The sequence below is a fragment of the Pseudomonas sp. AOB-7 genome (assembly GCF_003696305.1).
In the GTDB taxonomy this organism is placed as follows: Bacteria; Pseudomonadota; Gammaproteobacteria; order Pseudomonadales; family Pseudomonadaceae; genus Aquipseudomonas.
On sequence record NZ_RFFK01000016.1, the window covers coordinates 36,055 to 62,890 of the forward strand.

Below are 26,836 nucleotides of genomic sequence, written 5' to 3' on the forward strand. Positions count from 1 at the left end.
CGCGACAACGATTTTCGGCCGATGCTAAGTACAAGCCGGATAAAACATTTCTCGCCGGCCGGCTATGCAACCTGCGTCGCGATCGCGACCGATCGCCAGCGGGCTCGCAAGGGGGAGCCGCCTTATGCTGACCCTGCTCAATCTGTTGTCCGCCATCGCCCTGCTGGTCTGGGGCACCCACATCGTGCGTACCGGCATCCTGCGGGTATACGGCTCGCACCTGCGCAAGATCCTCAGCCACAACGTCGGCCGCCGGCCGCTGGCCTTCGCCGCCGGCATCGGCGTCACCGCGCTGGTGCAGAGCAGCAACGCCACCGCGCTGCTGGTCACCTCCTTCGTCGCCCAGGGCCTGATGGCGCTGGCGCCGGGGCTGGCGATCATGCTCGGCGCCGACGTCGGCACCGCACTCATGGCGCGGGTGCTGACCCTCGACCTGAGCTGGCTGAGCCCGCTGCTGATCTTCCTCGGGGTGATCTTCTTCCTCTCGCGACGGCAGACCCGCGCCGGCCAGCTCGGCCGCGTGGCGATCGGTCTGGGCCTGATGCTGCTGGCGCTGGAGCTGATCGTCGCCGCCGCCACGCCGATCACCGAGGCACGCGGCATCCGCGTGCTGTTCGCCTCGCTGACCGGCGACCTGATGCTCGACGCCCTGGTCGGCGCGCTGTTCGCCCTGCTCACCTACTCCAGCCTGGCCGCCGTGCTGCTCACCGCGACCCTGGCCGGCGCCGGGCTGATCAGCCTGCCGGTGGCCATCGGCCTGGTGATCGGCGCCAATATCGGCAGCGGTCTGCTGGCCTTTCTCACCAGCAGCCTGCAGACCCCGGCCGGTCGCCGCGTGGCGCTGGGCAGCCTGATCTACAAGCTGATCGGCCTGCTGCTGGTGCTGCCGCTGCTGCAGCCGCTGGCCAACTGGCTGGACGGCCTGAACTGGCGTCCGGCCGAGCTGGTGATCTTCTTCCACCTGCTCTACAACGGCTTGCGCGCCCTGCTGATGCTGCCCACCGTGGGCTGGATGGCGCGCTTCTGCAACTGGCTGATGCCGGACCGCGCCGAAGAGGCCGGCATCGCCCGCGCGCGCCATCTGGACGCCACGGCGCTGGCCACGCCGAGCCTGGCACTGGCCAATGCGGTGCGTGAAACGCTGCGCATCGGCGATCTGATCGAGGCCATGCTCGGCCACCTGCTGCCGGTGCTGGAACACAACCAGCCGGCGACGAGCAAGGAGCTGCGCCTGCTCAACGACGACGTCGCCAGCCTGTGCCGGGCGGTCAAGCTGTACCTGGCGCAGATCCCGCGCGAGGCGATGAGCGAACACGAGAGCCGGCGCTGGGCCGAGGTGCTCGAGCTGGCGGTGAACCTGGAGCAGGCCGGCGAGCTGATCGAACGCATGCTCGGCAAGATCCAGAACGAGAAGACCGCGCAGCGCCGGGCCTTCTCCGACAAGGGGCTGGAGGAGCTGACCAGCCTGCACGGACAGCTGATGGCCAACCTGCGCCTGGGCCTCAACGTGTTCCTCAGCGCCGATCACGCCAGCGCCAGCCAGCTGCTGCGCGAGAAGCGCCGCTTCCGCGCCCAGGAGCGGCGCCTGGCCCATGCGCATATCGGCCGGCTGCAGCGCCAGGTGGTGCAGAGCATCGAGACCAGCTCGCTGCACCTGGAGTTGATCGCCGACATGAAGCGCCTCAATTCGCTGTTCTGCTCCAGCGCCTACGTGGTGCTGGAGGGCGGCGAGACCGGCGCGCTGCAACTCGAAGAAGGCGGCGAATAGCCCCCCGCCTCAGTCCGCGTCGGCGGCGCGCGCGGCCGGCGCCGGCTCCACCCCGCGCCAGGCGTACCAGGCGAAGAACAGCGCCATCAGCAGGTAGCCGTGGACGAAGTCCGGCGCGGCGTACCAGGCCAGCTTGGGCGCGTGCATCAGGCCGACGCAGGCCATGGCCGCGGCGACCAGGGCGAAGGCGGTGGCCTGGCGGAACTGACGGTCGATCACCGCCACGCACATGGCGCCGAGCAGGATGGCGCTGAACATGGCGCCCTGGCCGAGGGCGCCGATGGCCGAGGAGATGCCTTGCACCACCTCCGGCGCGCCGCGGTTAAAGCGGGTCATCAGGTAGTTGGCGAAGTACGGCAGCATGGCCAGGGCCACCGCCGGGTAGTAACGGGCGTGGTTGCTGTTGAAGGCGGTGGCGATCATCGACATGCCGACGAACACCAGAATCGGCGCCACCACCGCCACCGGGATCAGCGCGGCGATAAAGGCGATCAGGCCGAACATGGTGGCCAGGCCGTAGACCGCGCCGTTAAGGATGCTGTAGCCGCGCCCGGCGCCCATCCATTTCGAGCCCACGGTGGCGATGTACACCGTGGTCGGGAACACCCCACCGAACAACGCGCCGAGCAGGGTGCCGACGCCGTCCACCGCCTGGCATTCGCCCACGCTGTAGCGGTCGCCGGCGGCGCTCATGGCCTCGACGTTGTTCATGGTCTCGATGGCGTTGTACAGGGTGATCGGCAGGATCACCGTCATCAGCGCCAGCATGCTGGTGAACAGCAGGCCCAGGCCCTCGTACCAGGCCAAGTTGGGCAGCAGCGGGTAGAAGCCCAGGTGGGTGAAGGCGTCGCCGAACTTGCCGCTGTCGGCGGCGCCGACCAGGTAGGCCAGCGCGGTGCCGACGACGATGGCGAACAGCGAGGCCGGCAGGCGCAACGGCATGCTGATGCGCGCCACCAGGCCGACCAGGGTGATGGCCAGCACCAGCAGGCCGATCATGGGAATTTCCAGCGTCTTGAACAGCATTTCGCCGGCGATGAAGGTCAGCGCCACCCCGGCCACCGCGCCGAGCATGGCCGGGCGCGGCAGATGGCGTTGCACCCAGTTGCCGATCAGGCTGATCGCCGCCTCGATCGCACCGCTGATCAGGCAGGCCGCCACCGCCACCTTCCAGGCCAGCTCGGCGTCGCCGGTGAGCTGCTTCGCCGGCAGCAGCACGCCGAACAGGAAGACGAACATCACCGGCGTGCTGATGCCGTAGGACAGCGCGGTGACGTCGGCGCGGTTCTCCTTGCGGGCCAGGCGCGCGGCGCTCCAGGCGTAGTAGAAGTTGCCGGCCATCACCGCCACCGCCGCACCGGGCAACACCTGGCCGAACACGATCTCGGCGGGAAAACCCATGCCCAGCATGCTGATGGCGATGATCACGAAGTTGGCGATGTTGTTCTGGAACAGGGCGAAGAAGGCGTCGGTGTCCTCCTTCTTGTACCAGGGGTAATGCACGCGCGGCGTCGACATGGCGGGCGGAATCCTTGTTGTCCGAATGGTCAGGTCGGCGAGTCTAGCAACCCGCCGCCGGGGCATAAACGAACAAGGCAGCCGAAGCTGCCTTGTGGTGGTGACGGCGGATCCCTACGCCGGCTGCGGCAGCTGACGGCGGCGCTGCAACCAGACGATCAGGCCGAACAGCATAAAGCCCGGCAGCCACATCAGCTCCTTGGTCCAGCGGTCGGTCGGCGCCCGCACGCTGAGGATCTGCTGGTCGAACTCCAGGCCGGCGTCGGCCGCCAGGCTGCCGAAGGTGACGCTGTCGACCAGCACCTTGTCGCCCTCCTCGTAGAGGTTCAGGCCGAGCTTGGCCAGGCGTTCCTCGCCCGAGGCGCCATCCGGCACCGCCAGCAGCAGGGTGAACTCGCGCGGGTCGCCCACCGCGTTCTCGCCGAGTACGCGCAGGCGCAGCTGGCTGCCGTCGGCGACGCCGTCGAGGGCCTGCGCCAGCTGGGCCGGCGGCACGTCCTGGTAGGGGTCGTGGAGCCTGTCCATCCAGAAGCCGGGGCGGAACAGGGTGAAGGCAACCAGCAGCAACAGCAGGCTCTCGTACCAGCGGCTGCGCACCAGGAAGAAGCCCTGGGTGCCGGCGGCGAAGATCAGCATGGCGATGGTCGCCACGATGAAGATCAGCACGCCGTGCCAGAAGTCCACGTCGATCAGCAGCAGGTCGGTGTTGAAGATGAACAGGAACGGCAGCGCCGCGGTGCGCAGGCTGTAGAAGAAGGCCACCAGGCCGGTCTTGATCGGGTCGCCCTTGGACACCGCGGCGGCGGCGAACGAGGCCAGGCCCACCGGCGGGGTGACGTCGGCCATGATGCCAAAGTAGAAGACGAACAGGTGCACCGCGATCAGCGGCACGATCAGGCCGTTCTGCTGCCCCAGCGCCACCACCACCGGCGCCAGCAGGCTGGACACCACGATGTAGTTGGCGGTGGTCGGCAGGCCCATGCCGAGGATCAGGCTGAACACCGCCACCAGCACCAGCATCAGCAGCAGGTTGCCCATCGACAGCAGCTCGACCAGGTCGGCCAGCACCAGGCCGACGCCGGTCTGCGACACCGCGCCGACTATGATGCCAGCCGCCGCGGTGGCGATGCCGATGCCGATCATATTGCGCGCGCCGGCAATCAGGCCTTCGCGCAGGTCGATCACGCCGTCGACGAAGGTGCCGTGGTCGTGGCTGCCGTCGTGGCGCATCCAGCTCAGCAGCGGACGCTGGGTGAGCAGGATGATGATCAGCATCACGCTGCCCCAGAAGGCCGACAGGCCGGGCGATAGGCGCTCGATCATCAGGCACCAGACCAGCACCACCACCGGCAGCAAAAAGTGCAGGCCGGAGAGCAGCACGGCGCGGGTCTCGGGCAGCGACTCCAGCGGCGCATTGGGGTCTTCCGGCGGCAGCACCGGCACGCTGGCGGCGACCTTCAGCAGGCCCAGGTAGACCAGCGCCAGCAGCACGCCGATGCCCGGCAGGGCGTAGTCGCCGAGCGCCGGCTTGAGCCAGCCGAGGCCGTAGTAGACCGCCAGCGACAGGCCGCTGATCAGCGCCGCGCCGAAGGCGAAGCCGGTCAGGCGGCGCAGCCAGGGCTTGGGCTGATGGCCGCCGATGGGCTGCAGGCCGAGCTTGAGCGACTCCAGGTGGACGATGTAGAGCAGCGCGATATAGGAGATCGCCGCCGGCAGGAAGGCGTGCTTGATGATCTCGACATAGGGCATGCCGATGTACTCGACCATCAGGAAGGCCGCGGCGCCCATCACCGGCGGCATGATCTGGCCGTTGACCGAGGAGGCCACTTCCACCGCGCCGGCCTTCTCCGCGGAGAAGCCGGTGCGCTTCATCATCGGAATGGTGAAGGTGCCGGTGGTGACCACGTTGGCGATCGACGAGCCGGAAATCATCCCAGTCAGCCCGGACGACAGCACCGCGGCCTTGGCCGGGCCGCCGCGCAGGTGGCCGAGCAGGCTGAACGCCAGCTGGATGAAGTAGTGCCCGGCGCCGGCCCGCTCGAGCAGGGCGCCGAACAGCACGAAGAGGAAGACGAAGCTGGTGGACACGCCGAGGGCGATGCCGAACACCCCTTCGGTGGTGATCCACTGGTGGTTGGCCAGGGCGTTGAAACTGACCCCGCGGTGCGCCAGCAGCCCCGGCATGTACGGGCCGGCCAGGCTGTAGACGAGAAACACTAGGGCGATGATCGCCAGCGGCGGGCCGAGCGCGCGGCGGGTGGCCTCCAGCAGCAGCGGAATGCCGATGCAGGCGGTGACCAGGTCGCCGGTGGTCAGGCTGCCGGGGCGCAGCGCCAGCTGCTGGTAGAAGACGAACAGGTAGGCGGCGCTGGCGGCGGCCACCAGGCCGAGGGCGATATCCAGCAAGGGCACGCGGTCGCGCGGCGACTGCTTGAACGCCGGGTAGGCGAGAAACGCCAGCAGCAGGGCGAAGGCCAGGTGAATGGCGCGGGTCTGGGTATCGTTGAGCACGCCGAAGCCGAGCACGAACGGCAGCGGCGAGGCGATCCACAGCTGGAACAGCGACCAGAGCAGGGCCAGGCCGGCGATCACCTGGGCCATGGCGCCGACGGGCAGACGCGCGCCGACATCCTGGGCGATCAGTTCCTCGGTGGAGAGTTGCTTGTCATGCATGGGATCAAACCTGCATTCGAGTAATCGGAGAACGGCAAAACCCGCAGGCCTGCGCCGTGCGGGTTTGCTTAACACTAGAAGCGAATCGGGCGCAGCGCCCGCCGGAAAGGCCAACCGGCCTGCTCGGCAGGCCGGTCGCTGGCGGCTTACAGCCAGCCGCGCTCCTTGTAGTAACGCGCGGCGCCTTCATGCAGCGGCGCGGTCAGGCCGACCTTGATCATGTCGGCTTCCTTGAGGTCGGCGAAGGCCGGGTGCAGGCGCTTGAAACGCTCGATGTTGTCGAACACCGACTTGACCAGCTGGTAGACCACTTCCGGGTCGGCGTTGGCCGAGGTGGAGAGCACGGCCTTGCCGCCGATGGACGGGGTCGGCGCATCGTTGCCCTTGTACAGGCCGCCGGGGATGTCGGCCTTGGTGTAGTAGGTCTTCTCGGCCAGCAGCTTGTCGATCTCGGCGCCGGTCACCGGCACCAGCACCGCGTCGGTGGTGGTGGTGGCTTCCTGGATCGCGCCGTTGGGATGACCGACGAAGTAGGTCATGGCATCGATGTTGTTGTCACCCAGGGCGCTGGCCTGCTCGGCCGGCTTCAGCTCGGCGGCGAGGGCGAAGGCGGAACGATCCCAGCCCTTGACGGCCATGATTTCTTCCAGGGTGTCGCGCTGACCCGAACCCGGGTTGCCGACGTTGACGCGCTTGCCCTTGAGGTCGTCGAAGCTGGCGATCTTGGCGTCGCGGCGGGCGAGGATGGTGAACACCTCGCTCTGCAGGGAGAACACCGCGCGGATGTCGCTCATCGCGCCTTCGGCCTCGAACGGCGCCGCGCCGTTGAGCGCCTTGTACTGGTGGTCCGACTGCATGATGCCGAAGTTGAACTCGCCGCTGCGGATGCCGTTGACGTTGGCCACCCCGCCGCCGCTGGCCGGGGCGTTGCACTTGATGCCGTGCTCGGCCGCACCGCGGTTGAGGAAACGGCAGATGGACTGGCCGGCCACGTAGTAGACGCCGGTCTGGCCGCCGGTGCCGATGGTGACGAACTTCTCTTCAGCCTGTGCCATGCCACTCAGGGTAGTGCCTGCGAGTGCGGCGGACAGGACCCATGCCAAGGATTTGCCTTTCATGGGAGATCTCCTTTTTCTGTTGTTGTAGAGCGAGCGCGCCTTGTGGGCGACGTTCGGGAGGGCAAGTCTAACCGCTCGGCGCCAATATGCACGCGGTTACGACCAATCGGTCGTAACCGCGTGTGGCGCGCCGGGCTATCGCCGTTCTCCGCCATTGGGCAGAATCGGCACATGTCACACGCCATTCACGAGTCGCCGCAGGCCTCGGTCAGCGCCAGCCTGACCCAGGCGATCCTGCACGCCGCCAGCCGCCTCGGCCTCGACCGCCAGACGCTGCTGACGGCCTGCGGCCTGCACGAAGGGCAACTGGCCGACCCCGACGCGCGGGTACCGTTCAGTGCCCAGGAGGCGCTGTGGCGCGAACTGGATGCGCGCCTGCAGCACCCGGAGCCCGGCCTGCTGCTCGGCCGCAGCCTCACCCCCGGCCCGTTCAGCGTACTCAGCTACCTGCTGCAGAGCAGCGCCACCCTCGGCGAGGCGCTGACCGCCGCGCTGCGCTACCAGCGCCTGGGCGGCGAAGGCGGCGAGCTGCACATCGAGGAACGGGGCGAGTCCCTGCTGCTGCTCTATCGCCCGCTGCACCCGCAGCACCCGGCGACGCGCATTCGCGTGCTGGCGATGATGACCTGCTGGGTGCAGATGACCATGCCGCTGCTGGACGGCTTCCACCTGCTCGGCGCGCAGTTTCGCCACGCCGCACCGACGGATCTGGCGCCCTACCGCGAGGTGTTCGCCTGTCCGCTGCAGTTCGCCGCCGCCGACTACGCCATCGCCCTGCCCCGCGCCCTGCGCGACGTGCCGCTGGTGCAGGCCAACCCGCCCTTGCAGCAGCTGCTGCGCCAGCACGCCGAAGCGCTGCTGGCGCGCCTGCCCAGCGCCAGCCTGAGCGCGCGGGTGATCGGCCTGCTCGGCGAACAGCTGGCCCACGGCGAACCGGATCGCGGCGAACTGGCGCGCGCCCTGCTGCTCAGCGAGCGCACCCTGCAGCGGCGCCTGGCCGAAGAAGGCTGCAGCTACCAGCAGCTGCTCGCCGACACCCGCCGCCAGCTGGCCGAACAGCACCTGCGCGAAGGCCGCCTGCCGGCCGCCGAGATCGCCCTGCTGCTGGGCTACTCCGAGCCCAGCGTATTCTTCCGCGCCTTCCGCCAGTGGACCGGGCTGACCCCCGGCGAATACCGCGCGCGCCACGGCAGCGGCCCCGCCACCTGAGCCCGAGCCCTGCATCAGCCCCTTCGCCGCCATGGCCGCGCGCCGGGTCGAACTGGCTGCGGGTCGCCCGGCTTCTCGGCGTCGAATCGGCCCGCAACGACCTCGGCGCATCAGCCGCGTCGATGATGACTATGCCCCTGCACGGCGTGCGCCGCCCGGACTCAAGGGGTTAGAGTGGCCGGCCACGCAACGAGGAGCCCCTCATGAGCCGACTGGCCTCGATCAAGCTGTCCACCCTCGACCTGGCACCGATCCGCGACGACGGCGACGCCGCCCAGGCCCTGCACAACTCGCTGGCGCTGGCGCGGCACGTGGAAAGCCTCGGCTTCCAGCGTTTCTGGGTCGCCGAACACCACAACATGGACGGCATCGCCAGCTCCGCCACCGCCGTGCTGCTCGGCTACCTGGCCGCCGGCACCTCGCGCATCCGCCTCGGCGCCGGCGGGGTGATGCTGCCCAACCACGCGCCGCTGGTGATCGCCGAGCAGTTCGGCACCCTCGCCACGCTCTATCCCGGGCGCATCGACCTGGGCCTGGGCCGCGCGCCCGGCGCCGACCAGCACACTGCCCACGCCCTGCGCCGCAGCCGCGACGGCAGCGCCGAGGATTTCCCCGGCGACGTCGAGGAGCTGCAGGCCTACCTCGGCCCGCGCACCCCGGCTCAACGGGTGATTGCCATGCCCGGCGCCGGCACCCAGGTGCCGATCTGGCTGCTCGGCTCCAGTCTGTTCAGCGCGCAGCTGGCGGGAATGAAGGGGCTGCCCTATGCCTTCGCCTCGCACTTCGCGCCGCGCTACCTGCACGAGGCGCTGCGCATCTACCGCAACCACTTCAGACCTTCCGAGGTGCTGGACAAACCCTATGTGATGCTCGGCGTGCCGCTGCTGGCGGCCGACAGCGACGAGCAGGCGCAGTACCTGGCCACCTCGGCGTTCCAGCGCATCCTCGCCCTGCTGCGCGGGCAGAGCCTGGTGCAACGGCCGCCGGTGGCGAGCATGGAAGGGCTGTGGCTGCCGCACGAGCGCCAGGGGGTCAGCGAGTTCTTCGGCCTGGCCGCCATCGGCGGACCGCAGACCGTGCGCAGCCGCCTGGAGCAGCTGCTGGAGCAGACCGAGGCGGACGAGCTGATCTTCACCTGCGATATGTACGACTTCGCCGACCGCCTGCACGCCTTCGACATCCTCGCCGAACTGCAGCGCGGCTGAACCAGCCGGCGGACAAGCTGCGGGTTGTCCAACCTGCTGCTCGGACGAGGTGGGGACGCTGCCGCCTCAGCTAGATCGCGGTGCCGCAGCGCATCACCTTGCCACGCGCCAGCACGTTGCGCTGCTCGTCGTAGAGCCAGGCCTGGGCGGTCATCGCCATCGAGCGGGCCTCCACCCGGTAGCGCTGGCCGGCGGCGAACTCGTCGTAGCGCAGGCGCAGTTCGCAGGTCAGCAGCAAGGGTTCGCTGTTGAAGCCCATGCCGCCGCCGCGGCTGGCCTCGAACTGCAGGCGCACCAGCAGTTCGTGGGCACCGGGGCCGACCTGGAAGTAGCGACCGTCCGGCCAGCGCTTGCGGTCCAGGCGGTCGGCCATCAGCAGGTCGCCGGCCGGCGCGTAGAGATCGACCCAGGCCTGTTGCGGGTCGGGTTTCGGCAGGGGTGAAGCGCAGGCACCGAGCAGCAGCGCGGCGGCGATAAGCAGGGCACGCATGGCGACCTCCAGTCTGTGGCGCGAAACCCTAGCCTACGCCCATTCGGCGCTGGAGGCAGCTGCGCCGATGGGGTAGCGTGGCGCCATGCCCATCGCCCGCCTCCACCTGCTGCGTCGCCTTAGCGCTCCCCTGCTCGCTCTGCTGCTGGGCGGTTGCTCGACCCTGGACTACTACGCCCACCTCGGCCAGGGCCAGTGGCAGCTGCTGCAGGCACGCCAGCCGGTCGCGCGCCTGCTCGCCGATCCCGCCACCGAGCCGCAGCTGGTGCGGCGCCTGACCCTGGCGCAGCAGGCGCGCGACTTCGCCAGCAGCCAGCTGGACCTGCCGGACAACCGCAGCTACCGCCTGTACGCCGACCTCGGCCGGCCCTTCGTGGTATGGAACCTCTTCGCCACGCCGGAGTTTTCCCTGGAGCCCGAGCTGCACTGTTTCCCCATCGCCGGCTGCGTCGCCTACCGCGGCTATTACCAGCTGGGCCGGGCTCGCGGCGGCGCCGCGCTGCTGCGTCAGCAGGGCCTGGACACCCATATCGGCGGGGTGGAGGCCTATTCCACCCTCGGCTGGTTCGACGACCCGCTGCTCAACACCATGCTGCGCTGGAACGACCAGCGCCTGGTGGCGGTGATCTTCCACGAGCTGGCGCACCAGCAGTACTACCTGGCCGGCGACACCGCGTTCAACGAGTCTTTCGCCACCTTCGTCGAGCGCGAAGGCCTGCGCCAGTGGCACGCCAGCCGCGGCGAAGCGCAGGCGGACGACGGCGAGCGCCAGCGCCAGCGCCAGCAGTTCGTCGACCTGGTGCTGGCCAGCCGCGAGCGCCTGCAGCGGCTGTACGCCAGCGAACTGGACGCGGCGGCGATGCGCGCCGCCAAGCAGGCCGAGTTCGAGCGCCTGCGCCGCGACTACCGCGCCCTGCGCCAGCGCGAATGGGGCGGCAACGGCCGCTTCGATGCCTGGATCGAAAGCCCGCTGAACAACGCCAAGTTGCTGCCGTTCGGCCTCTACGACCAGTGGGTGCCGGCCTTCGCCGCGCTGTTCGCCCAGCACGCAGGCGACTGGGCGGCCTTCTACCGAGCGGTGGCCGCCCTTGGTCGGCTGCCGCAGGCAGAGCGTCGCGCGGCATTGGACAGGCTGCAGGCCGGCGGCTAGAACTGGCCAACCCATCTGCCTGTCGAAAGTGACAGGACTCGCTCGACACCGGAGGTAAGCGATGCAACGCCTGATACCCACCCTGGCCCTGATGCTGCTCGCCGCCGGCGCGCAGGCCGCGCCCAAGCCCTGTGAAGAACTCAAGGAAGAAATCGAAGTGAAGATCCAGGCCGCCGGCGTGCCCAGCTACACCCTGGAAATCGTCGCCAACGACGAGGTCACGGACCAGAACATGGTGGTCGGCAGCTGCGACGGCGGCAGCAAGAAGATCATCTACCAGAAGAACGGCTGATACCTCCCCTCAGCTGGCCACCGCAGCTCTTGCAGGCGCGAGCCGGCTCGCGAAGCTCTCGCCTGGGCAGCATTCGCGAACAGCGCCCGCTGCTACAGCCCCTCAGCAGATGAATGCCCGGTGCAGCTCCTCCAGCGTCGCGAAGTGATAGGTCGGCGCCTCGCCGAGCAGCTCCTCGCGACTGCCGAAGCCGTAGCCCACCGCCGCCGCATCCAGACCGTTGCGCCGCGCGCCGATCAGGTCGTGCTTGCGGTCGCCGATCATCAGCGCCGTCTGCGGCGCCAGCCCCTCGCATTCCAGCAGATGCGCCAGCAGCGCCACCTTGTCGGTGCGCGTGCCGTCCAGCTCGCTGCCGTAGATGCGCTTGAAGTGCCCGGCGAAACCGAAGTGGCGGGCGATCTCCTCGGCGAACACCGTCGGCTTGCTGGTGGCGATATACAGGTTGCGGCCCTGCCCCGCCAGCTCGCCGAGCAGCGCCGGCACGCCGTCGAACAGGCGGTTCTCGTACAGCCCGGTGACCTTGAAACGCTCGCGGTAGTGATTGACCGCCTGCCAGGCCGTGGCCTCGTCCAGCGCGTAGCTGGCCATGAAGCACTGCAGCAGCGGCGGGCCGATGAAGTGTTCCAGCGCCGCCAGGTCCGGCTCGTCGATGCCCAGCTTGGCCAGGGCATACTGCACCGAACGGGTGATGCCCTCGCGCGGGTCGGTGAGGGTGCCGTCGAGGTCGAAGAGGATGGTCTGGTAATGCATCAGCCGTCATACCCCTCGACCAGATGCAGGTCCTTCAGACGCACGTAGTTGGCCGCGCTGTAGGCGAAGTAGCTGCGTTCCTGCTCGGTCAGCGCCCGGGCCTGTTTTACCGGGCTGCCGACGTAGAGGTAGCCGCTCGCCAGGCGCTTGCCCGGCGGCACCAGGCTGCCGGCGCCGATCACCACCTCGTCCTCGACCACCGCGCCGTCCATGACGATGCTGCCCATGCCGACCAGGATGCGGTTGCCCAGGGTGCAGCCGTGCAGGGTGACGTTATGCCCGACCGTCACCTCGTCGCCGATGATCAGCGGATAGCCGGCCGGGTTGAACGGCCCGGCGTGGGTGATGTGCAGCACGCTGCCGTCCTGCACGCTGGTGCGCGCACCGATGCGGATGCTGTGCATGTCGCCGCGCACCACCACCATCGGCCACACCGAGCTGTCGCTGCCGATTTCCACATCGCCCAGCACCACGGCGCTGGCGTCGACGAACACCCGCTCGCCGAGCTGCGGGGTGAACTGTTGGTAGCTGCGAATCGCCACGATAGAAATCTCCTGGGCTGCGGGAAAGCTTGATTGTAATTAAGATGGCCCCCATGTCGGTTGTTATCGACCCTGGATTGTTTATCGCGTCCCGGGGTCGCAACCTTGGAATCCATTCGCCACAGGTGCCTCGTCGTGACCGCGAACAACCCCCTGCTGCAAGACTTCGACCTGCCGCCCTACTCGCAGATCAAACCCGAGCACGTCGAGCCGGCCATCGACCAGATCCTGGCCGACAGCCGCGCGGCCATCGCCGAACTGCTCCAGCAGCAGGCCGAGCCGAGCTGGGACGGCCTGGTGCTGGCGCTGGACGAGCTGGGCGCGCGCCTGGGCCGCGCCTGGGGCCCGGTCAGCCACCTCAACGCGGTGTGCAACAGCCCGGAGCTGCGCGCCGCCTACGAGGCCTGCCTGCCCAAGCTGTCCGAGTACTGGACCGAGCTGGGCCAGAACAAGCCGCTGTTCCAGGCCTACGACGCGCTGGCGGGCAGCCCCGAGGCCGCCGGCTTCGACGTGGCGCAGAAGACCATCCTCGAGCATGCGCTGCGCGATTTCCGTCTGTCCGGCATCGACCTGCCGGCCGAGCAGCAGAAGCGCTACGGCGAAATCCAGATGCGCCTGTCCGAGCTGACCAGCAAATTCTCCAACCAGCTGCTCGACGCCACCCAGGCCTGGACCAAGCACGTCACCGACGAGGCGGTGCTTGCCGGCCTCACCGATTCGGCCAAGGCGCAGATGCAGCAGGCCGCCGCGGCCAAGGGCCTGGACGGCTGGCTGATCACCCTGGAGTTCCCCAGCTACTTCGCGGTGATCACCTACGCCGACGACCGCGCCCTGCGTGAGGAAATCTACGCCGCCTACTGCACCCGCGCCTCCGACCAGGGGCCGAACGCCGGCCAGCACGACAACGGCCCGCTGATGGCCGAGATCCTCGACCTGCGCCAGGAGCTGGCGCGCCTGCTCGGCTTCGCCCACTACAGCGAGCTGAGCCTGGCCAGCAAGATGGCCGAATCCACCGAGCAGGTGCTGAGCTTCCTGCGCGACCTGGCCGTGCGCAGCAAACCCTTCGCCGCGCAGGACCTGGCCGAGCTCAAGGCCTTCGCCGCCGAGCAGGGCCTGAATGACCTGCAAAGCTGGGACGTCGGCTACTACAGCGAGAAACTGCGCCAGCAGCGCTACAGCATCTCCCAGGAACAGGTGCGCGCCTGGTTCCCGGTGGACAAGGTGCTCACCGGCCTGTTCGCCATCGTGCAGAAGCTCTACGGCATCGAGATTCGCGAGCTGAAAGACTTCGACAGCTGGCACCCGGACGTGCGCCTGTTCGAAATCCAGGAGAACGGCCAACACGTCGGCCGCTTCTTCTTCGACCTCTATGCCCGCGCCAACAAGCGCGGCGGCGCCTGGATGGACGGCGCGCGCGACAAGCGCCGCGCCGCCGACGGCAGCCTGATCAGCCCGGTGGCCAACCTGGTGTGCAACTTCACCCCGCCGGTCGGCGGCAAGCCGGCGCTGCTGACCCACGACGAGGTCACCACCCTGTTCCACGAGTTCGGCCATGGCCTGCACCACCTGCTGACCCGCGTCGAGCATGCCGGCGCCTCGGGGATCAATGGAGTCGCGTGGGATGCCGTCGAATTACCTAGCCAGTTTATGGAGAACTGGTGCTGGGAGCCCGAGGGCCTGGCGCTGATCTCCGGTCACCATGAAACCGGCGAGGCGCTGCCGCAGGCCATGCTGGACAAGATGCTGGCGGCGAAGAACTTCCAGTCCGGCTTGATGATGGTGCGCCAGCTGGAGTTCTCCCTGTTCGACTTCGAGCTGCACGCCACCCACGGCGACGGCCGCAGCGTGCTGGAGGTGCTCGAAGCCATCCGCGACGAAGTCTCGGTGTTGCGTCCGCCGGCCTACAACCGCTTCGCCAACGGCTTCGCGCACATCTTCGCCGGCGGCTACGCGGCCGGTTACTACAGCTACAAGTGGGCCGAGGTGCTCAGCGCCGATGCCTTCTCCAAGTTCGAGGAAGAAGGGGTGTTCAACGCCGACACCGGCCGCGCCTTCCGCGAGGCGATCCTCGCCCGTGGCGGCTCGCAGGAGCCGATGGTGCTGTTCGTCGACTTCCGCGGCCGCGAGCCCAAGATCGACGCCCTGCTGCGCCACCTCGGCCTCAGCCAGGAGGCCGCGTGAAGAAGCGTTTTATCGCCGGCGCCGTGTGCCCGGCCTGCAGCGAGCAGGACAAGATCCAGATGTGGGACGAGGACGGCGTGCCGCACCGCGAGTGCGTGGCCTGCGGCTACGCCGACACCCTCGACGCCCGCGGCAACTCGGTGCCCAAGGAGATCCCCACCCGGGTCAACGTCAGCGGCCTGAAGCCCAAGGCCGCCGACCCCAAGGTGCAGGCGGTGCAGTTCTTCCCCAATCCCAAGCTGAAAAAGCCGAGCGAGCCGACTTAGCTCGGGAAGATCCGTAGGCTGGGTTAGCGGCACAGAACGCTGATCTTGCAAGCGCCGATAAAGGCAGCGCGCCGCGTAACCCACCAGGCGATAGGCCGTGTTGCACCGATGGTGGGTTACGCCGCAGCAGGCGCAGCGGTTTTTTAACCTCCGTGACAAGCGGCTAACCCACCCTACGAATCGGGGCGATTGCTGCAGGCGAGTTGCACTCACCTCGACCTTACTCGCGGAAAAACTCCCCCGGCGTCGCGCCGAACTGGCGGCGAAAGGCGGCGATAAAGGCCGATAGCGAGTCGTAACCACAGGCCAGCGCCACGTCCGTGACGCGCTCGCCCTGCTCCAACGGGGTCAGCGCATCGAGCAGGCGCTGACGCTGGCGCCAGGCGCGAAAGCTCAGCCCGGTCTCGCGCAGGAACAGCCGGCTCAGGGTCTTCTCCGACACCCCCAGGCGCTCGCCCCATTCGCCCAGGCCGAGCTGGCGCAGGCGCGCATCCTCCAGCCCCAGGCACACCTCGCGTAGCCGCGCGTCCTGCGGCAGCGGCAGCATCAGCGCCACCTCCGGCGCGGCGCGCAACTGATCCAGCAGCACCGCGGCCAGCCGGCCTGCCGCGCCCTGTTCGTCGTATTCCACCGGCAGCGCACTGAAGCCGCGAATCAGCTCGCGCAGCAGCGGACTGACCGCCAGCACCCGGCACGCGTCCGGCCCCCAGGGCACCGCGCTGCCGTCGATATAGAGGCTGCGCATCTCGGTGTGCGGCGAGCTGAACACCCGGTGCTCGACGCCCGCCGGCACCCACACCGCGCGTTGCGGCGGGGCGACGAAGCGGGCGCCGGCGGTCTGCACCTCGAGCACCCCGGCGATGGCGTAGGACAGCTGCACCCAGGGGTGGCTGTGGCGGAAGGTCAGCGCGCGGTTGCTCAGCGATTCGACCCGGCCATAGAGCGGCCGCGGCAGACTCGGCAGCTCGGGCAGGCTACGGTGCAGGGTGGACGAATGTCTGTTTGGCGACACTTGCTGGCTCTTTGGCGTTAGCCGGAAATTTTCCAGCACGATAGTGTGGCTGCCTCCCGTACCGCAAGCCCGAGAGTCGCCATGCTCCTGCGCCGCTTCCTGCCCGATGCCTTCACCCAGACCCTGCTCGCCGTGGTGCTGATCGCCACCGTCCTGCCCGCCAGCGGCCAGGTGGCCGTGGCCTTCGCGTGGATCACCAACCTGGCCATCGCCCTGCTGTTCTTCCTCCACGGCGCCAAGCTGTCGCGCCAGGCCATCCTCGCCGGCGCCGGCCACTGGCGCCTGCATCTATTGGTATTCGCTTGCACCTTCGTGCTGTTTCCCCTGCTCGGCCTGGCGCTCAAGCCGCTGCTGGCGCCGCTGATCGGCACCGAGCTGTACCTGGGCATGCTCTACCTCTGCGCCCTGCCGGCCACGGTGCAGTCGGCCATCGCCTTCACCTCGCTGGCGCGCGGCAATATCGCCGCGGCGATCTGCAGCGCGGCGGCCTCCAGCCTGCTCGGCATCTTCCTCACCCCGCTGCTGGTGGCGCTGCTGATGGGCGTGGAAGGCGCCAACGGCTCGACCCTGGACGCCATCGGCAAGATCAGCCTGCAGCTGCTGCTGCCGTTCATCCTCGGGCAGATCGCCCAACGCTGGATCGGCGCCTGGGTGACCCGCAACAAGGGCTGGCTCAAATACGTCGACCAGAGCTCGATCCTGCTAGTGGTCTACACCGCCTTCAGCGCCGCGGTGATCGGCGGCCTGTGGCAGCAGGTGCCGCTGCTCACCCTGCTGGCCCTGGTGCTGGCCTGCTGCGTGCTGCTGGCGCTGGCGCTGCTGCTCACCCACCTGCTCGGCAAGTGGCTGGGCTTCAGCCTGGAAGACCGCATCACCATCCTCTTCTGCGGCTCGAAGAAGAGCCTGGCCACCGGCGTGCCCATGGCCCAGGTGCTGTTCGCCGGTAGCAGCATCGGCCTGCTGATCCTGCCGCTGATGCTGTTCCACCAGATCCAGCTGATGGTCTGCGCGGTGCTGGCGCAACGTTATGCCAAGCGCCCGGAGATGGCGCAGGAGGCCGCCCCAGCATAGCCCAGATGCGATCCACGGTTCGATGGCGGCACATGCCCCGGATTGCATCCAGGCTACGAGGTAGCTTGGCGCTGAGCGCAGCGAAGCCCAACGACGGTACCTGGTGACCTGGCCTCGGCGTCGTGCCCACCCTCGCTCGTTGGGCTTCGTCGCGGGCTCCTCAACCCGACCTACAGCTGATGACCGGCACTTGCTCGGACTCAAAATAACTGTATTTTTATACAGTATACCGAGGAGTCCGAGCATGTCCGTCAGCCTGCCGCCACGTGGCCGTGGCACCGCCAGCAATCCGCATAACCGCTTCGCCCCGACCCGGGTGATCGCCAGCGACGACGGCTGGTTCGAGGAAGTGCCGCCGAGCCGCGCCACCGAGGTGCGCGCGGAAACCGCCAAGACCATCATCAGCCGCAACCAGTCGCCGGACCTGCCCTTCGACCGCTCGATCAACCCTTACCGCGGCTGCGAGCACGGCTGCATCTACTGCTACGCGCGGCCCAGCCACGCCTACTGGGACCTGTCGCCGGGGCTGGACTTCGAGACCCGGCTGATCGCCAAGACCAACGCCGCCGCCCTGCTCCAGCAGCAGCTGAGCAAGCCCGGCTACCAGTGCGCGCCGATCAACCTGGGCGCCAACACCGACCCCTACCAGCCGATCGAGCGCGAGCAGCGGCTGACCCGCCAGTGCCTGGAAATCCTCCTCGACTACCGCCACCCGGTGACCATCGTCACCAAGGGTGCGCTGATCCTGCGCGATCTGGACCTGCTCGCCGAGCTGGCCAAGCAGCGCCTGGTGGCGGTGTATATCAGCCTCACCACCCTGGACGACGAGCTCAAGCGCATCCTCGAACCGCGCGCGGCGGCGCCTTCGGCGCGCCTGCGGGCGATCCGCGTGCTGCGCCAGCAGGATATCCCGGTCGGCGTGCTGTGTTCGCCGATGATTCCGATGATCAACGACATGGAACTTGAGCGCCTGCTCGAAGCGGCGCAGCAGGCCGGTGCGCAGAGCGCCAACTACATGCTGCTGCGCCTGCCGCGCGAGGTGGCGCCGCTGTTCGAGGAGTGGTTGCGGGCGCATCACCCGCAGCGCGCCGAACACGTGCTCAGCCTGATCCGCCAGAGCCGCGGCGGCGAGCTGTACGACAGCCGGTTCGGCGCGCGCTTTCGCGGCGAGGGCGCCTTCGCCGAACTGCTGGCGCAGCGCTTCGCCCTGGCCATCCGCCGCCTCGGCCTGCAGCGGCGCCAGGCCCTGCAACTGGACTGCAGCCGCTTCGCCCCGCCGGGTGGACAGCTGGCCCTGCTCTGACGCACCCGGCCACAGTCTGCACGGGCCTGCGGGTTGTCGCCGCACCGGCCCTGAGGCGACACTTGGCGTGTGACTCGCCAGCGGCTGCGGCTGTCGGTTTAGAACGTGTTTACGATCTCGCGAGCTAGAGCCATACAAGGCAAAAACAGACGAGGACGCGGAGTTTACGAGCTGTAAATGAGCAGTCCGAGTCTGTTTTTAACGCAGTAGGGCCGACGCGCAGCAGATCGTATGCAGGTTCTTAGCAGCGTCTTTTCAGGTTCATAGAGGTTCAGGGCATGCCTTACAAACACCAGGTCATTCCACTTCAGACCCACGAGGGCAACGAAACCGCCGAGCAGGCGCTGCAAAGCATCGTCGACGGCTTCAAACGCTTTCGCAACGAGGTATTCCCGCAGCAGGAAGAGCTGTTCAAGAAGCTCGCCACCGCGCAGAACCCGCGCGCCATGTTCATCACCTGCGCCGACTCGCGGGTGGTGCCGGAACTGATCACCCAGAGCTCGCCGGGCGACCTGTTCGTCAACCGCAACGTCGGCAACGTGGTGCCGCCCTACGGCCAGATGATGGGCGGCGTATCCACCGCCATCGAGTACGCGGTGATGGCCCTGGGCGTTCAGCACATCGTCATCTGCGGCCATTCCGACTGCGGCGCGATGAAGGCGGTGCTCAATCCGGCGTCGCTGGAAACCATGCCCACGGTCAAGGCCTGGCTGCGCCATGCCGAAGTGGCGCGCACGGTGGTGGCGGAGAACTGCAGCTGCGGCAACGACCAGGAAACCCTCGCCGTGCTCACCGAGGAAAACGTGGTGGCCCAGCTCGACCACCTGCGCACCCACCCCTCGGTGGCGGCCAAGCTGGCGCGCGGCCAACTGTTCATCCACGGCTGGGTGTACGACATCGAAACCAGCCAGATCCGGGCCTACGACGCCGAGCTGGGCGGCTTCCTGCCCCTCGATGGCGACAAGGTGCCGATGGCCACCCCGCGCGCGCGCTACCCGCAGGACTGAGCGCTGCGCGCCTCACCCCTCTGCGGCAAGTGACCGCACCGAGGGGCCGCCGGGTGCGCATAGCGCACCCTACCGGGCCCCCGTCAGAACTTCTCCCCGCGCAGCACCTCCACCTGCGCCAGGTAGCAGACCATGGCGAAATGGTCGTAGTAGCGCGCCTGCAGGTGTTCGGCGATGCGCTCGGCCAGCTCGCGGCCGCAGATGATTTCCAGGCGGATATTGCCCTCGGTGTCCCAATCGGCGCTGCGCACGCCGCGGTGCCCGCGGCCGCGGGCGTCGGAGAGGGTCCAGCCGGGGGCGCCGAGCGCCTCCAGGTCGGCCAGCAGCTTCTTCTCCAGCGCCGCCTCGCAGATCACGGTGAGCAGGGTACGGCTATGTGCGTTCATCTCAGAATCCCCAGGCGATCAATAGCTCGGCCAGCGCCAGGTACAGCGGGATGCCGAGCAGGATATTGAAAGGGAAGGTTATCCCCAGCGAAGCGGTCAGCGACAGCGACGGGTTGGCCTCCGGCAGCGCCAGGCGCATGGCCGCCGGCACCGCGATATAGGAGGCCGAGGCGGCCAGGGTGGCGAGCATCGCCGTGCCGCCCAGGCTCAAGCCCATGAAGCGCGCCAGCAGGGCGCCGATCAGCGCGCCGAGCAGCGGCATCAGCAGGGCGAAGGCGGCCAGGCGCAGGCCGAACTGCTTGAGCGCACCGAGCTGGCCGGAGGCAATCAGGCCCATCTCCAGCAGGAAGAACGCCAGCACCGGCTTAAACATGCTGGTGTACAGCGGCTCCAGCGGCTTGATCGCCTCCTTGCCGGCGATGGCGCCGATCACCAGGCCGCCGAGCAGCAGCATGATGCTCTTGCCGAGGAAGATCTCACGGCCCAGCTCGCCCCAGTGGGTCTCACGCGAGATGCCCTTGGCCAGGACGATACCGACCAGGATCGCGGGAATCTCCAGGATGGCCACGAACAGCGGCATGTAGCTCTCGAACGCGACGCCCTTGGCCAGCAGATAGGCCACCACCACGGCGAAGGTACCGGCGCTGACCGAGCCGTAGTGCGCAGCCACCGCGGCGGCGTTGATGCGGTCGAAGCGCAGGCCGCGCAGCAGGACGAAGGCGAGCAGCGGCAACAGCACGCCGAGCGCCAGCACCAGCGCCGACTGGCCGAGCAGCTGCAGGCTCGCCTGCTCGGCCAGCTCCACACCGCCGTGCAGGCCGATGGCCAGCAGGAGGATGATCGACAGCGTCTCGTACAGCGCCGCCGGCAGCTTCAGCTCGCTCTTGAGCAGACCGGCGACCAGGCCGAAGACGAAGAACAGCACCACCGGGTCCAGAGCCACTTGAGCTCACCTCCTAGATCGAGTGAAACGAAGGAAAAGGCCATGCCCCGGCACAGGGCGGTGCTGATCGCCCTGCTTTGCCTCGCCACCGGGCGACGCACCGGGACATGACCGGAAAGCGTAGGCGCGCCGGCACGCGCGCGATCAAAAAAAGGGAGCCTTGCGGCCCCCGGGACAACACGCGCGCGCCGTCGCGCCGAAATAAAAAAGGAGCCCGGGCGATCCCATCAAACTTGCCCATTCAACAGGCCGGGCTCCATGAGGTTAACCTTCAATTTCCACCAGCACCTCGCCCGGGTTGACCCGGTCGCCCTTGGCCACGTGCACCGCCTTGACCGTGCCGGCGATCGGCGCCTGCACCTCGGTCTCCATCTTCATCGCTTCGGTGATCAGCACCGCCTGGCCGGCCTTGACCGCGTCGCCGACCTTGACCAGCACGTCGACGATGTTGCCCGGCATGGTGGTGGACACGTCGCCCGGCGCGCTGGCCTGCTTGCGCTTGCCGCCGGTGCCGGCGACGAAGTCGTTGAGCGGCTCGAACACCACCTCTTCCGGCATGCCGTCGATGGACAGGTAGAAGTGACGCTTGCCGTCGCCCTTGACGCCGACGCCGGTGATGTCGACGCGGTAGCTCTCGCCGTGCACGTCCACCACGAACTCGGTGGGCACGCCCTCGCCGCCCACCGGCGCCGCGCCGCCGGCCTGCGGCAGCGGCAGCAGGGCCTCGGGCTTGAGGGTGCCGGCGGCACGCTCCTCGAGGAACTTGCGGCCGATGTCGGGGAACATGGCGAAGGTCAGTACGTCTTCTTCGCTCTTGGCCAGAGTGCCGATCTCTTCGCGCAGCTTGGCCATCTCCGGCTTGAGCAGGTCGGCCGGGCGCACGTCGATGACTTCTTCGCTGCCGATGGCCTGCTTACGCAGGGCCTCGTCGACCTTGCCCGGCGCCTTGCCGTATCGGCCCTGCAGGTACAGCTTCACCTCGTTGGTGATGGTCTTGTAGCGCTCGCCGGCGAGCACGTTGAACACCGCCTGGGTACCGACGATCTGCGAGGTCGGGGTGACCAGCGGCGGGTAGCCGAGGTCGGCGCGCACCCGCGGAATCTCGGCGAACACTTCGTTGATGCGATTGAGCGCGCCCTGTTCCTTGAGCTGGTTGGCCAGGTTGGACATCATGCCGCCCGGCACCTGGTTGACCTGCACGCGGGTATCGACGGCGGTGAATTCGCTCTCGAACTGGTGGTACTTCTTGCGCACGGCATGGAAGTACATACCGATCTCCTGGATCAGCTCCAGGTCCAGGCCGGTGTCGAACTCGCTGCCGCGCAGCGCGGCGACCATCGACTCGGTGCCCGGGTGGCTGGTGCCCCAGGCGAAGCTGGAGATGGCGGTGTCGATATGGTCGGCGCCGGCCTCGATGGCCTTGAGCTGGCACATCGAGCCCATGCCGGCGGTGTCGTGGCTGTGCACGAACACCGGCAGATCGACCTCGGCCTTGAGCGCCTTGACCAGCTCGCCGGTGGCGTAGGGGGTGAGCAGGCCGGCCATGTCCTTGATGGCGATGGAGTCGATGCCCATGGCCTGCATGGCCTTGGCCTGTTCGACGAAGGCGGCCACGGTGTGTACCGGGCTGGTGGTGTAGGCGATGGTGCCCTGGGCGTGCTTGCCGGCGGCCTTCACTGCCTCGATGGCCACGCGCAGGTTACGCACGTCGTTCATCGCGTCGAAGATGCGGAACACGTCGATGCCGTTGACCGCGGCCTTGGCGACGAAGGCGCGCACCACGTCGTCGCTGTAGTGGCGGTAGCCGAGCAGGTTCTGCCCGCGCAGGAGCATCTGTAGGCGGGTGTTGGGCAGCGCCGCCTTGAGCTGGCGCAGGCGCTCCCAGGGGTCTTCCTTGAGGAAGCGCACGCAGGCGTCGAAGGTGGCGCCGCCCCAGACTTCCAGCGACCAGTAGCCGACCTGGTCGAGCTTGCCGCAGATCGGCAGCATGTCTTCGGTGCGCATGCGCGTGGCGATGATCGACTGGTGAGCGTCGCGCAGGATGGTGTCGGTGACGGTAATTTTCTTGGTATTGCTCATGATCTGAATCCTTCCCCTACAGGCCGGCGTGGGCCGCGATGGCGGTGGCGATGGCGATGGCCAGGTGCGACGGGTTGCGCTTGATCGAATACTGGGTCAGCTCCGGATGGCTCTCGACGAAGCTGGTGTTGAACTCGGCGCTGCGGAACTCCGGGTTGCGCAGGATTTCCTGGTAATAGGGCGCGGTGGTGCGCACGCCCTGCACGCGCATGTCGTCCAGCGCACGCAGGCCGCGGTCCATCGCCTCTTCCCAGGTCAGCGCCCAGACGACCAGCTTCAGGCACATCGAGTCGTAGTAAGGCGGAATGGTGTAGCCGGTGTAGATCGCCGTGTCGGTGCGCACGCCGGGGCCGCCGGGGGCGTAGTAGCGGGTGATCTTGCCGAAGCTGGGCAGGAAGTTGTTCTTCGGGTCCTCGGCGTTGATGCGAAACTGCAGGGCAAAGCCGCGGTGGATGATGTCGTCCTGCTTGACCGAGAGCGGCAAGCCGCTGGCGATGCGAATCTGCTCGCGAACGATGTCGATGCCGGTGATTTCCTCGGTGATGGTGTGCTCCACCTGCACCCGGGTGTTCATCTCCATGAAGTACACCTCGCCCTCGGCGAGCAGGAACTCCACGGTGCCGGCGTTCTCGTAGCCCACCGCCTGCGCCGCGCGCACCGCCAGGTCGCCGATATAGGCGCGCTGCTCGGGGGTCAGCTGCGGGCTGGGGGCGATCTCGATCAGCTTCTGGTTACGGCGCTGGATCGAGCAGTCGCGCTCGTACAGGTGCACGGTGTTGCCGAGGCTGTCGGCGAGGATCTGCGCCTCGATATGCTTGGGATTGACGATGCACTTTTCCAGGAAGACTTCCGCGCTGCCGAAGGCCTTGGTGGCCTCGGAGATCACCCGCGGGTAGGCCTGCTCCAGCTCCTCGCGCGAGTTGCAGCGGCGAATGCCGCGGCCGCCGCCGCCGGAGGTGGCCTTGAGCATCACCGGGTAGCCGATGCGCTCGGCTTCGCGCAGCGCTTCGGCGAGGTCGGCGACGTTGCCTTCGGTGCCCGGGGTGACCGGCACGCCGGCCTTGATCATGCTGCGCCGCGCCTCGGTCTTGTCGCCCATGCGGCGAATCACCTCGGCCGAGGGGCCGATGAACTTGATCCCGCGCTCGGCGCATATCTCCGCCAGCTCGGCGTTCTCGGAGAGGAAACCGTAGCCCGGATGGAGGGCGTCGCAGCCGGTCTCCACCGCCAGGTTGACCAGCTTGCGCGGGTTCAGGTAGCCGGCCAGCGGGTCGTCGCCGACGCTGTGCGCCTCGTCCGCGCGCTTGACGTGCAGCGCGTGGCGGTCGGCCTCGGAATAGATGGCCACCGAGCGAATGCCCATTTCGGCGCAGGCGCGCACGATGCGGACGGCAATCTCACCACGGTTGGCGATCAGGATTTTCTTGATCACGGTTGGAATCCTCAGCGCAGAGCTGTCAGGGTCGCGGCGGCCAATACGGCGAACGCCCAGTTACCCTAGCTGGCTGTACGAATTAACCAAAATCAATAATTATTTGATCAGACATAAGTAATTACTTATGCATTGATCCAGCGAGGAGCAAAGCGTGCGTAAAACCCTGCTGCGCATGACCCTGCGCCAACTCCAGGTGTTCCGTGCCGTGTGCGACCACGGCTCGTACAGCCGCGCCGCCGACGAGATGGCGCTGACCCAGCCGGCGGTGAGCCTGCAGATTCGCCAGTTGGAGGAGCTGGTCGGCCAGCCGCTGTTCGAATACGTCGGCAAGAAGCTCTACCTGACCGAGGCGGCCGAGGCGCTCAAGCGCGCCGGCAGCGACATCTTCGGCCGCCTGGAGAGCCTGGACATGCAGCTGTCGGACCTGCAGGGCTCGCTGCAGGGGCAGCTCAACCTGTGCGTGGAATCCAGCGCCAAGTACTTCATTCCCCACCTGTTCGCCGCTTTTCGCCGCCAGTACCCCGAAGTCAGCCTGAACCTCACGGTGGTCAACCATGCCCTGGCGGTACGCCGCCTGAGCCTGAGCCGCGACGACCTGCTGATCATGAGCCAGGTGCCGCAGGACATGGCGCTGGATTTTCTGCCGTTTCTCAACAACCCCATCATCGCAGTAGCGCCGCCGGATCATCCGCTCTGCGCACGAGACGACCTCCAGCTGCAGGACCTCACCGCCTATCCGCTGCTGATCCGCGAAAGCGGCTCGGGCACCCGCCGCGCCTGCGAGGAATACTGCCACCAGAAGCGCGCGCACTTTCCCCAGACCCTGGAGATCGGCTCGCTGGACGCCCAGCGCGAGGCGGTGATCGCCGGCCTCGGCCTGGCCCTGCTGCCGCGCCACGCGGTGCATCTGGAATTGCGCCACGGCCTGCTGCGCGAGCTGGCGGTGGCCGAACTGCCGCTGTACCGCAGCTGGTGCGCGGTGAACAACCGCGGCCGGCGCCTGTCGCCGGTGGCCCAGGCCTTTCTCGACTTTATCCGCAGCGAGCGCGCCGCCATCGGCCAGCTGGCCGAGCGCTTTCAGCTCGGAGCGGCAGGATCGGGCAATGATCCAGCAGGATCGGCCTAACCCTTCGTAACTGGCCTGCGCGACATTGGCAGCCTGGGCGGCGCGCCCCTGCGCCCCGCCGAACCTGCCTGGGAGAGAAGCCAATGCTGTCGGGAACCAGCGCCCTGCTCGGCGCCATCGCCGCCGTCGAGCGCGACGGCGGCCAGGCCGTGCTCGCCACGGTGGTCAAGGTCGAGGGCTCGGCCTACCGCCGCCCCGGTGCACGCATGCTGATTCCGCTCTACGGCGGCACGGTCGGTACCATCAGCGGCGGCTGCCTGGAGTCCGAGGTGGCGAAGAAGGCCTGGTGGCTGACCGACGGCGGCGAGCCGGTGATCCGCCGCTACAGCACCGCCACCCAGGACGATGACGACGACCAGGACGCCGCGTTGACCTTCGGCCTCGGCTGCAACGGCACCGTGCACGTGCTGCTCGAGCGCCACAGCGGCGAAAGACCCTTGGCGCTGCTCGGCCTGCTGCGCCGGGTGCGCGAAAGCGGCCAGGCCGGCGCCGTGGCCACGGTGATCGCCAGCTACCGCAACGCCCGCGTCAGGGTTGGCGAGCGCCTGTTGCTGCATCCGGCTCACGCCGACAGCGCGCGCCTGCTCGATCCGGCGCTGGACGCCCGAGTGCGCGCCGATCTGGCCGAGACCCTGGCTCGAGGCCGCTCCTCGCTGCACAGCTACCGCGATGCGCGCGGCGAGATCGAGGTGTTCTGCGAATACCTGGCGCCGCAACGGCGTCTGGTGATCTTCGGCGCCGGCCACGATGCGCAGCCGCTGGTGCATATGGCCAAGCTGCTGGACTGGCACGTCACGGTGATCGACGGCCGCGCCCATTTCGCCCGCGCCGAGCGCTTTGCCGAGGCCGATGCGGTGCTGCAGGTCGACACCGGCTCGCCCTACGCCCTGCACCATCTGACCGACGGCGCGCTGGTGGCGGTGATGAGCCACAGCTACAGCCAGGACCGCCACTGGCTGGGCGCTGTGTTGCAGGGCGCGCCGGTCTATATCGGTCAGCTAGGGCCGCGCGAGCGCACCGAACGCCTGCTGGAAGAAATTCGCCAGCACACCAGGCGCCTGCCGGCGCTGGAGCGTCTGCACTACCCCATCGGCCTGGATATCGGCGGCGACACCCCGGAAAGCGTGGCCACGGCGATCCTCGCCGAAATGACCGCAGCGCTGAACCAGCGCGATGGCGGCATGCTCAAGCATCGCCAGGCGGCGATCCACGCACCGACCCCGCAGGACGCCAGCGAGCTCGAAACGGCGACCAGGCTGAACGCATCCTGAGCCGCCATCAAACAGGTGGACAAGCTTCGCGTCGCCCACCC

The 26,836-nt window shown here is 68.1% G+C and carries 23 protein-coding genes; 12 read left to right on the forward strand and 11 right to left on the reverse strand.

Annotation, left to right across the window (positions count from 1 at the left end; genetic code table 11):
- Positions 1 to 124 precede the first annotated feature (124 nt).
- Positions 125 to 1,768 (forward strand): Na/Pi cotransporter family protein, encoded by a 1,644-nt coding sequence (locus tag EA796_RS20850; RefSeq protein ID WP_021442632.1) that lies wholly within the window; start codon positions 125 to 127, stop codon positions 1,766 to 1,768.
- Between the two features lie 9 nt (positions 1,769 to 1,777).
- Here the strand turns inward: EA796_RS20850 and EA796_RS20855 are convergent, their stop codons facing one another.
- The 3 genes from EA796_RS20855 to EA796_RS20865 form a co-directional block, all read right to left on the reverse strand.
- Positions 1,778 to 3,286, reverse strand: coding sequence for an NCS2 family permease (locus tag EA796_RS20855; RefSeq protein ID WP_122110001.1), 1,509 nt, complete (start codon positions 3,284 to 3,286; stop codon positions 1,778 to 1,780).
- 114 nt (positions 3,287 to 3,400) lie between these two features.
- Positions 3,401 to 5,959, reverse strand: coding sequence for a TRAP transporter permease (locus EA796_RS20860; protein ID WP_021442630.1), 2,559 nt, complete (start codon positions 5,957 to 5,959; stop codon positions 3,401 to 3,403).
- 146 nt (positions 5,960 to 6,105) lie between these two features.
- Positions 6,106 to 7,077 carry a TAXI family TRAP transporter solute-binding subunit gene (locus tag EA796_RS20865; RefSeq protein ID WP_122110002.1) on the reverse strand — a complete coding sequence of 324 codons (972 nt, stop codon included), beginning with the start codon at positions 7,075 to 7,077 and terminating at the stop codon, positions 6,106 to 6,108.
- 171 nt (positions 7,078 to 7,248) lie between these two features.
- On the opposite strand from EA796_RS20865, the gene EA796_RS20870 reads away from it, so the two are divergent.
- Entirely contained in the window at positions 7,249 to 8,286 is a 1,038-nt protein-coding gene (locus EA796_RS20870) for an AraC family transcriptional regulator (RefSeq protein WP_122110003.1), read from the forward strand.
- A gap of 203 nt (positions 8,287 to 8,489) precedes the next feature.
- Positions 8,490 to 9,491: an LLM class flavin-dependent oxidoreductase gene (locus EA796_RS20875; RefSeq protein WP_122110004.1), complete on the forward strand. Its 1,002-nt coding sequence runs from the start codon at positions 8,490 to 8,492 to the stop codon at positions 9,489 to 9,491.
- A 70-nt stretch (positions 9,492 to 9,561) separates the two neighbouring features.
- On the opposite strand, the gene EA796_RS20880 is transcribed toward EA796_RS20875, so the two are convergent.
- Positions 9,562 to 9,981, reverse strand: coding sequence for a hypothetical protein (locus EA796_RS20880; RefSeq protein ID WP_122110005.1), 420 nt, complete (start codon positions 9,979 to 9,981; stop codon positions 9,562 to 9,564).
- An 85-nt stretch (positions 9,982 to 10,066) separates the two neighbouring features.
- On the opposite strand from EA796_RS20880, the gene EA796_RS20885 reads away from it, so the two are divergent.
- Together EA796_RS20885 and EA796_RS20890 are read left to right on the forward strand one after the other, a co-directional pair.
- A complete protein-coding gene (locus EA796_RS20885; RefSeq protein ID WP_122110006.1) occupies positions 10,067 to 11,131 on the forward strand; it encodes an aminopeptidase in 1,065 nt (354 codons plus the stop codon).
- A 61-nt stretch (positions 11,132 to 11,192) separates the two neighbouring features.
- Positions 11,193 to 11,423 (forward strand): DUF1161 domain-containing protein, encoded by a 231-nt coding sequence (locus tag EA796_RS20890; RefSeq protein WP_122110007.1) that lies wholly within the window; start codon positions 11,193 to 11,195, stop codon positions 11,421 to 11,423.
- A gap of 102 nt (positions 11,424 to 11,525) precedes the next feature.
- Here the strand turns inward: EA796_RS20890 and EA796_RS20895 are convergent, their stop codons facing one another.
- Together EA796_RS20895 and EA796_RS20900 are read right to left on the reverse strand one after the other, a co-directional pair.
- The gene (locus EA796_RS20895; protein ID WP_021443283.1) at positions 11,526 to 12,173 is read right to left on the reverse strand and encodes an HAD family hydrolase; all 648 of its coding nucleotides are present in this window, start codon (positions 12,171 to 12,173) and stop codon (positions 11,526 to 11,528) included.
- On the reverse strand, positions 12,173 to 12,715 hold the full coding sequence (locus EA796_RS20900; RefSeq protein WP_122110008.1) for a gamma carbonic anhydrase family protein: 543 nt from the start codon (positions 12,713 to 12,715) through the stop codon (positions 12,173 to 12,175). The genes EA796_RS20895 and EA796_RS20900 overlap by 1 nt, the downstream gene beginning before the upstream one ends.
- Positions 12,716 to 12,850: 135 nt before the next feature.
- On the opposite strand from EA796_RS20900, the gene prlC reads away from it, so the two are divergent.
- Together prlC and EA796_RS20910 are read left to right on the forward strand one after the other, a co-directional pair.
- Positions 12,851 to 14,896 carry an oligopeptidase A gene (prlC, locus tag EA796_RS20905; protein ID WP_122110009.1) on the forward strand — a complete coding sequence of 682 codons (2,046 nt, stop codon included), beginning with the start codon at positions 12,851 to 12,853 and terminating at the stop codon, positions 14,894 to 14,896.
- Positions 14,893 to 15,162, forward strand: a complete 270-nt coding sequence (locus tag EA796_RS20910) for a YheV family putative zinc ribbon protein (RefSeq protein ID WP_021443280.1) — start codon at positions 14,893 to 14,895, stop codon at positions 15,160 to 15,162. Before prlC ends, EA796_RS20910 begins: the two co-directional genes overlap by 4 nt.
- A 220-nt stretch (positions 15,163 to 15,382) precedes the next feature.
- Here EA796_RS20910 and EA796_RS20915 read toward each other — a convergent pair whose 3' ends face one another.
- Positions 15,383 to 16,174 (reverse strand): helix-turn-helix transcriptional regulator, encoded by a 792-nt coding sequence (locus EA796_RS20915; RefSeq protein ID WP_122110010.1) that lies wholly within the window; start codon positions 16,172 to 16,174, stop codon positions 15,383 to 15,385.
- 81 nt (positions 16,175 to 16,255) lie between these two features.
- Between EA796_RS20915 and EA796_RS20920 the strand changes: the two genes are divergently transcribed.
- The 3 genes from EA796_RS20920 to EA796_RS20930 all read left to right on the forward strand — a co-directional run bounded on the left by EA796_RS20920 (position 16,256) and on the right by EA796_RS20930 (position 19,555).
- The gene (locus tag EA796_RS20920) at positions 16,256 to 17,245 is read left to right on the forward strand and encodes a bile acid:sodium symporter family protein (protein ID WP_122110011.1); all 990 of its coding nucleotides are present in this window, start codon (positions 16,256 to 16,258) and stop codon (positions 17,243 to 17,245) included.
- 244 nt (positions 17,246 to 17,489) lie between these two features.
- Positions 17,490 to 18,548, forward strand: coding sequence for a PA0069 family radical SAM protein (locus EA796_RS20925; RefSeq protein ID WP_021443751.1), 1,059 nt, complete (start codon positions 17,490 to 17,492; stop codon positions 18,546 to 18,548).
- A gap of 278 nt (positions 18,549 to 18,826) precedes the next feature.
- Positions 18,827 to 19,555 (forward strand): carbonic anhydrase, encoded by a 729-nt coding sequence (locus EA796_RS20930; RefSeq protein ID WP_122110012.1) that lies wholly within the window; start codon positions 18,827 to 18,829, stop codon positions 19,553 to 19,555.
- Positions 19,556 to 19,638: 83 nt separating this feature from the next.
- Here the strand turns inward: EA796_RS20930 and EA796_RS20935 are convergent, their stop codons facing one another.
- The 4 genes from EA796_RS20935 to EA796_RS20950 all read right to left on the reverse strand — a co-directional run bounded on the left by EA796_RS20935 (position 19,639) and on the right by EA796_RS20950 (position 24,395).
- On the reverse strand, positions 19,639 to 19,941 hold the full coding sequence (locus tag EA796_RS20935) for a P-II family nitrogen regulator (protein ID WP_021443749.1): 303 nt from the start codon (positions 19,939 to 19,941) through the stop codon (positions 19,639 to 19,641).
- Position 19,942: 1 nt separating this feature from the next.
- Positions 19,943 to 20,884, reverse strand: coding sequence for a sodium-dependent bicarbonate transport family permease (locus EA796_RS20940; RefSeq protein WP_021443748.1), 942 nt, complete (start codon positions 20,882 to 20,884; stop codon positions 19,943 to 19,945).
- Between the two features lie 264 nt (positions 20,885 to 21,148).
- On the reverse strand, positions 21,149 to 22,963 hold the full coding sequence (oadA, locus tag EA796_RS20945; RefSeq protein WP_122110013.1) for a sodium-extruding oxaloacetate decarboxylase subunit alpha: 1,815 nt from the start codon (positions 22,961 to 22,963) through the stop codon (positions 21,149 to 21,151).
- 16 nt (positions 22,964 to 22,979) lie between these two features.
- On the reverse strand, positions 22,980 to 24,395 hold the full coding sequence (locus EA796_RS20950) for an acetyl-CoA carboxylase biotin carboxylase subunit (RefSeq protein ID WP_122110014.1): 1,416 nt from the start codon (positions 24,393 to 24,395) through the stop codon (positions 22,980 to 22,982).
- 154 nt (positions 24,396 to 24,549) lie between these two features.
- Between EA796_RS20950 and EA796_RS20955 the strand changes: the two genes are divergently transcribed.
- Together EA796_RS20955 and EA796_RS20960 are read left to right on the forward strand one after the other, a co-directional pair.
- Positions 24,550 to 25,524, forward strand: coding sequence for a LysR family transcriptional regulator (locus EA796_RS20955; protein ID WP_122110015.1), 975 nt, complete (start codon positions 24,550 to 24,552; stop codon positions 25,522 to 25,524).
- Positions 25,525 to 25,607: 83 nt separating this feature from the next.
- Positions 25,608 to 26,795 (forward strand): XdhC family protein, encoded by a 1,188-nt coding sequence (locus EA796_RS20960; protein ID WP_122110016.1) that lies wholly within the window; start codon positions 25,608 to 25,610, stop codon positions 26,793 to 26,795.
- Positions 26,796 to 26,836 lie beyond the last annotated feature (41 nt).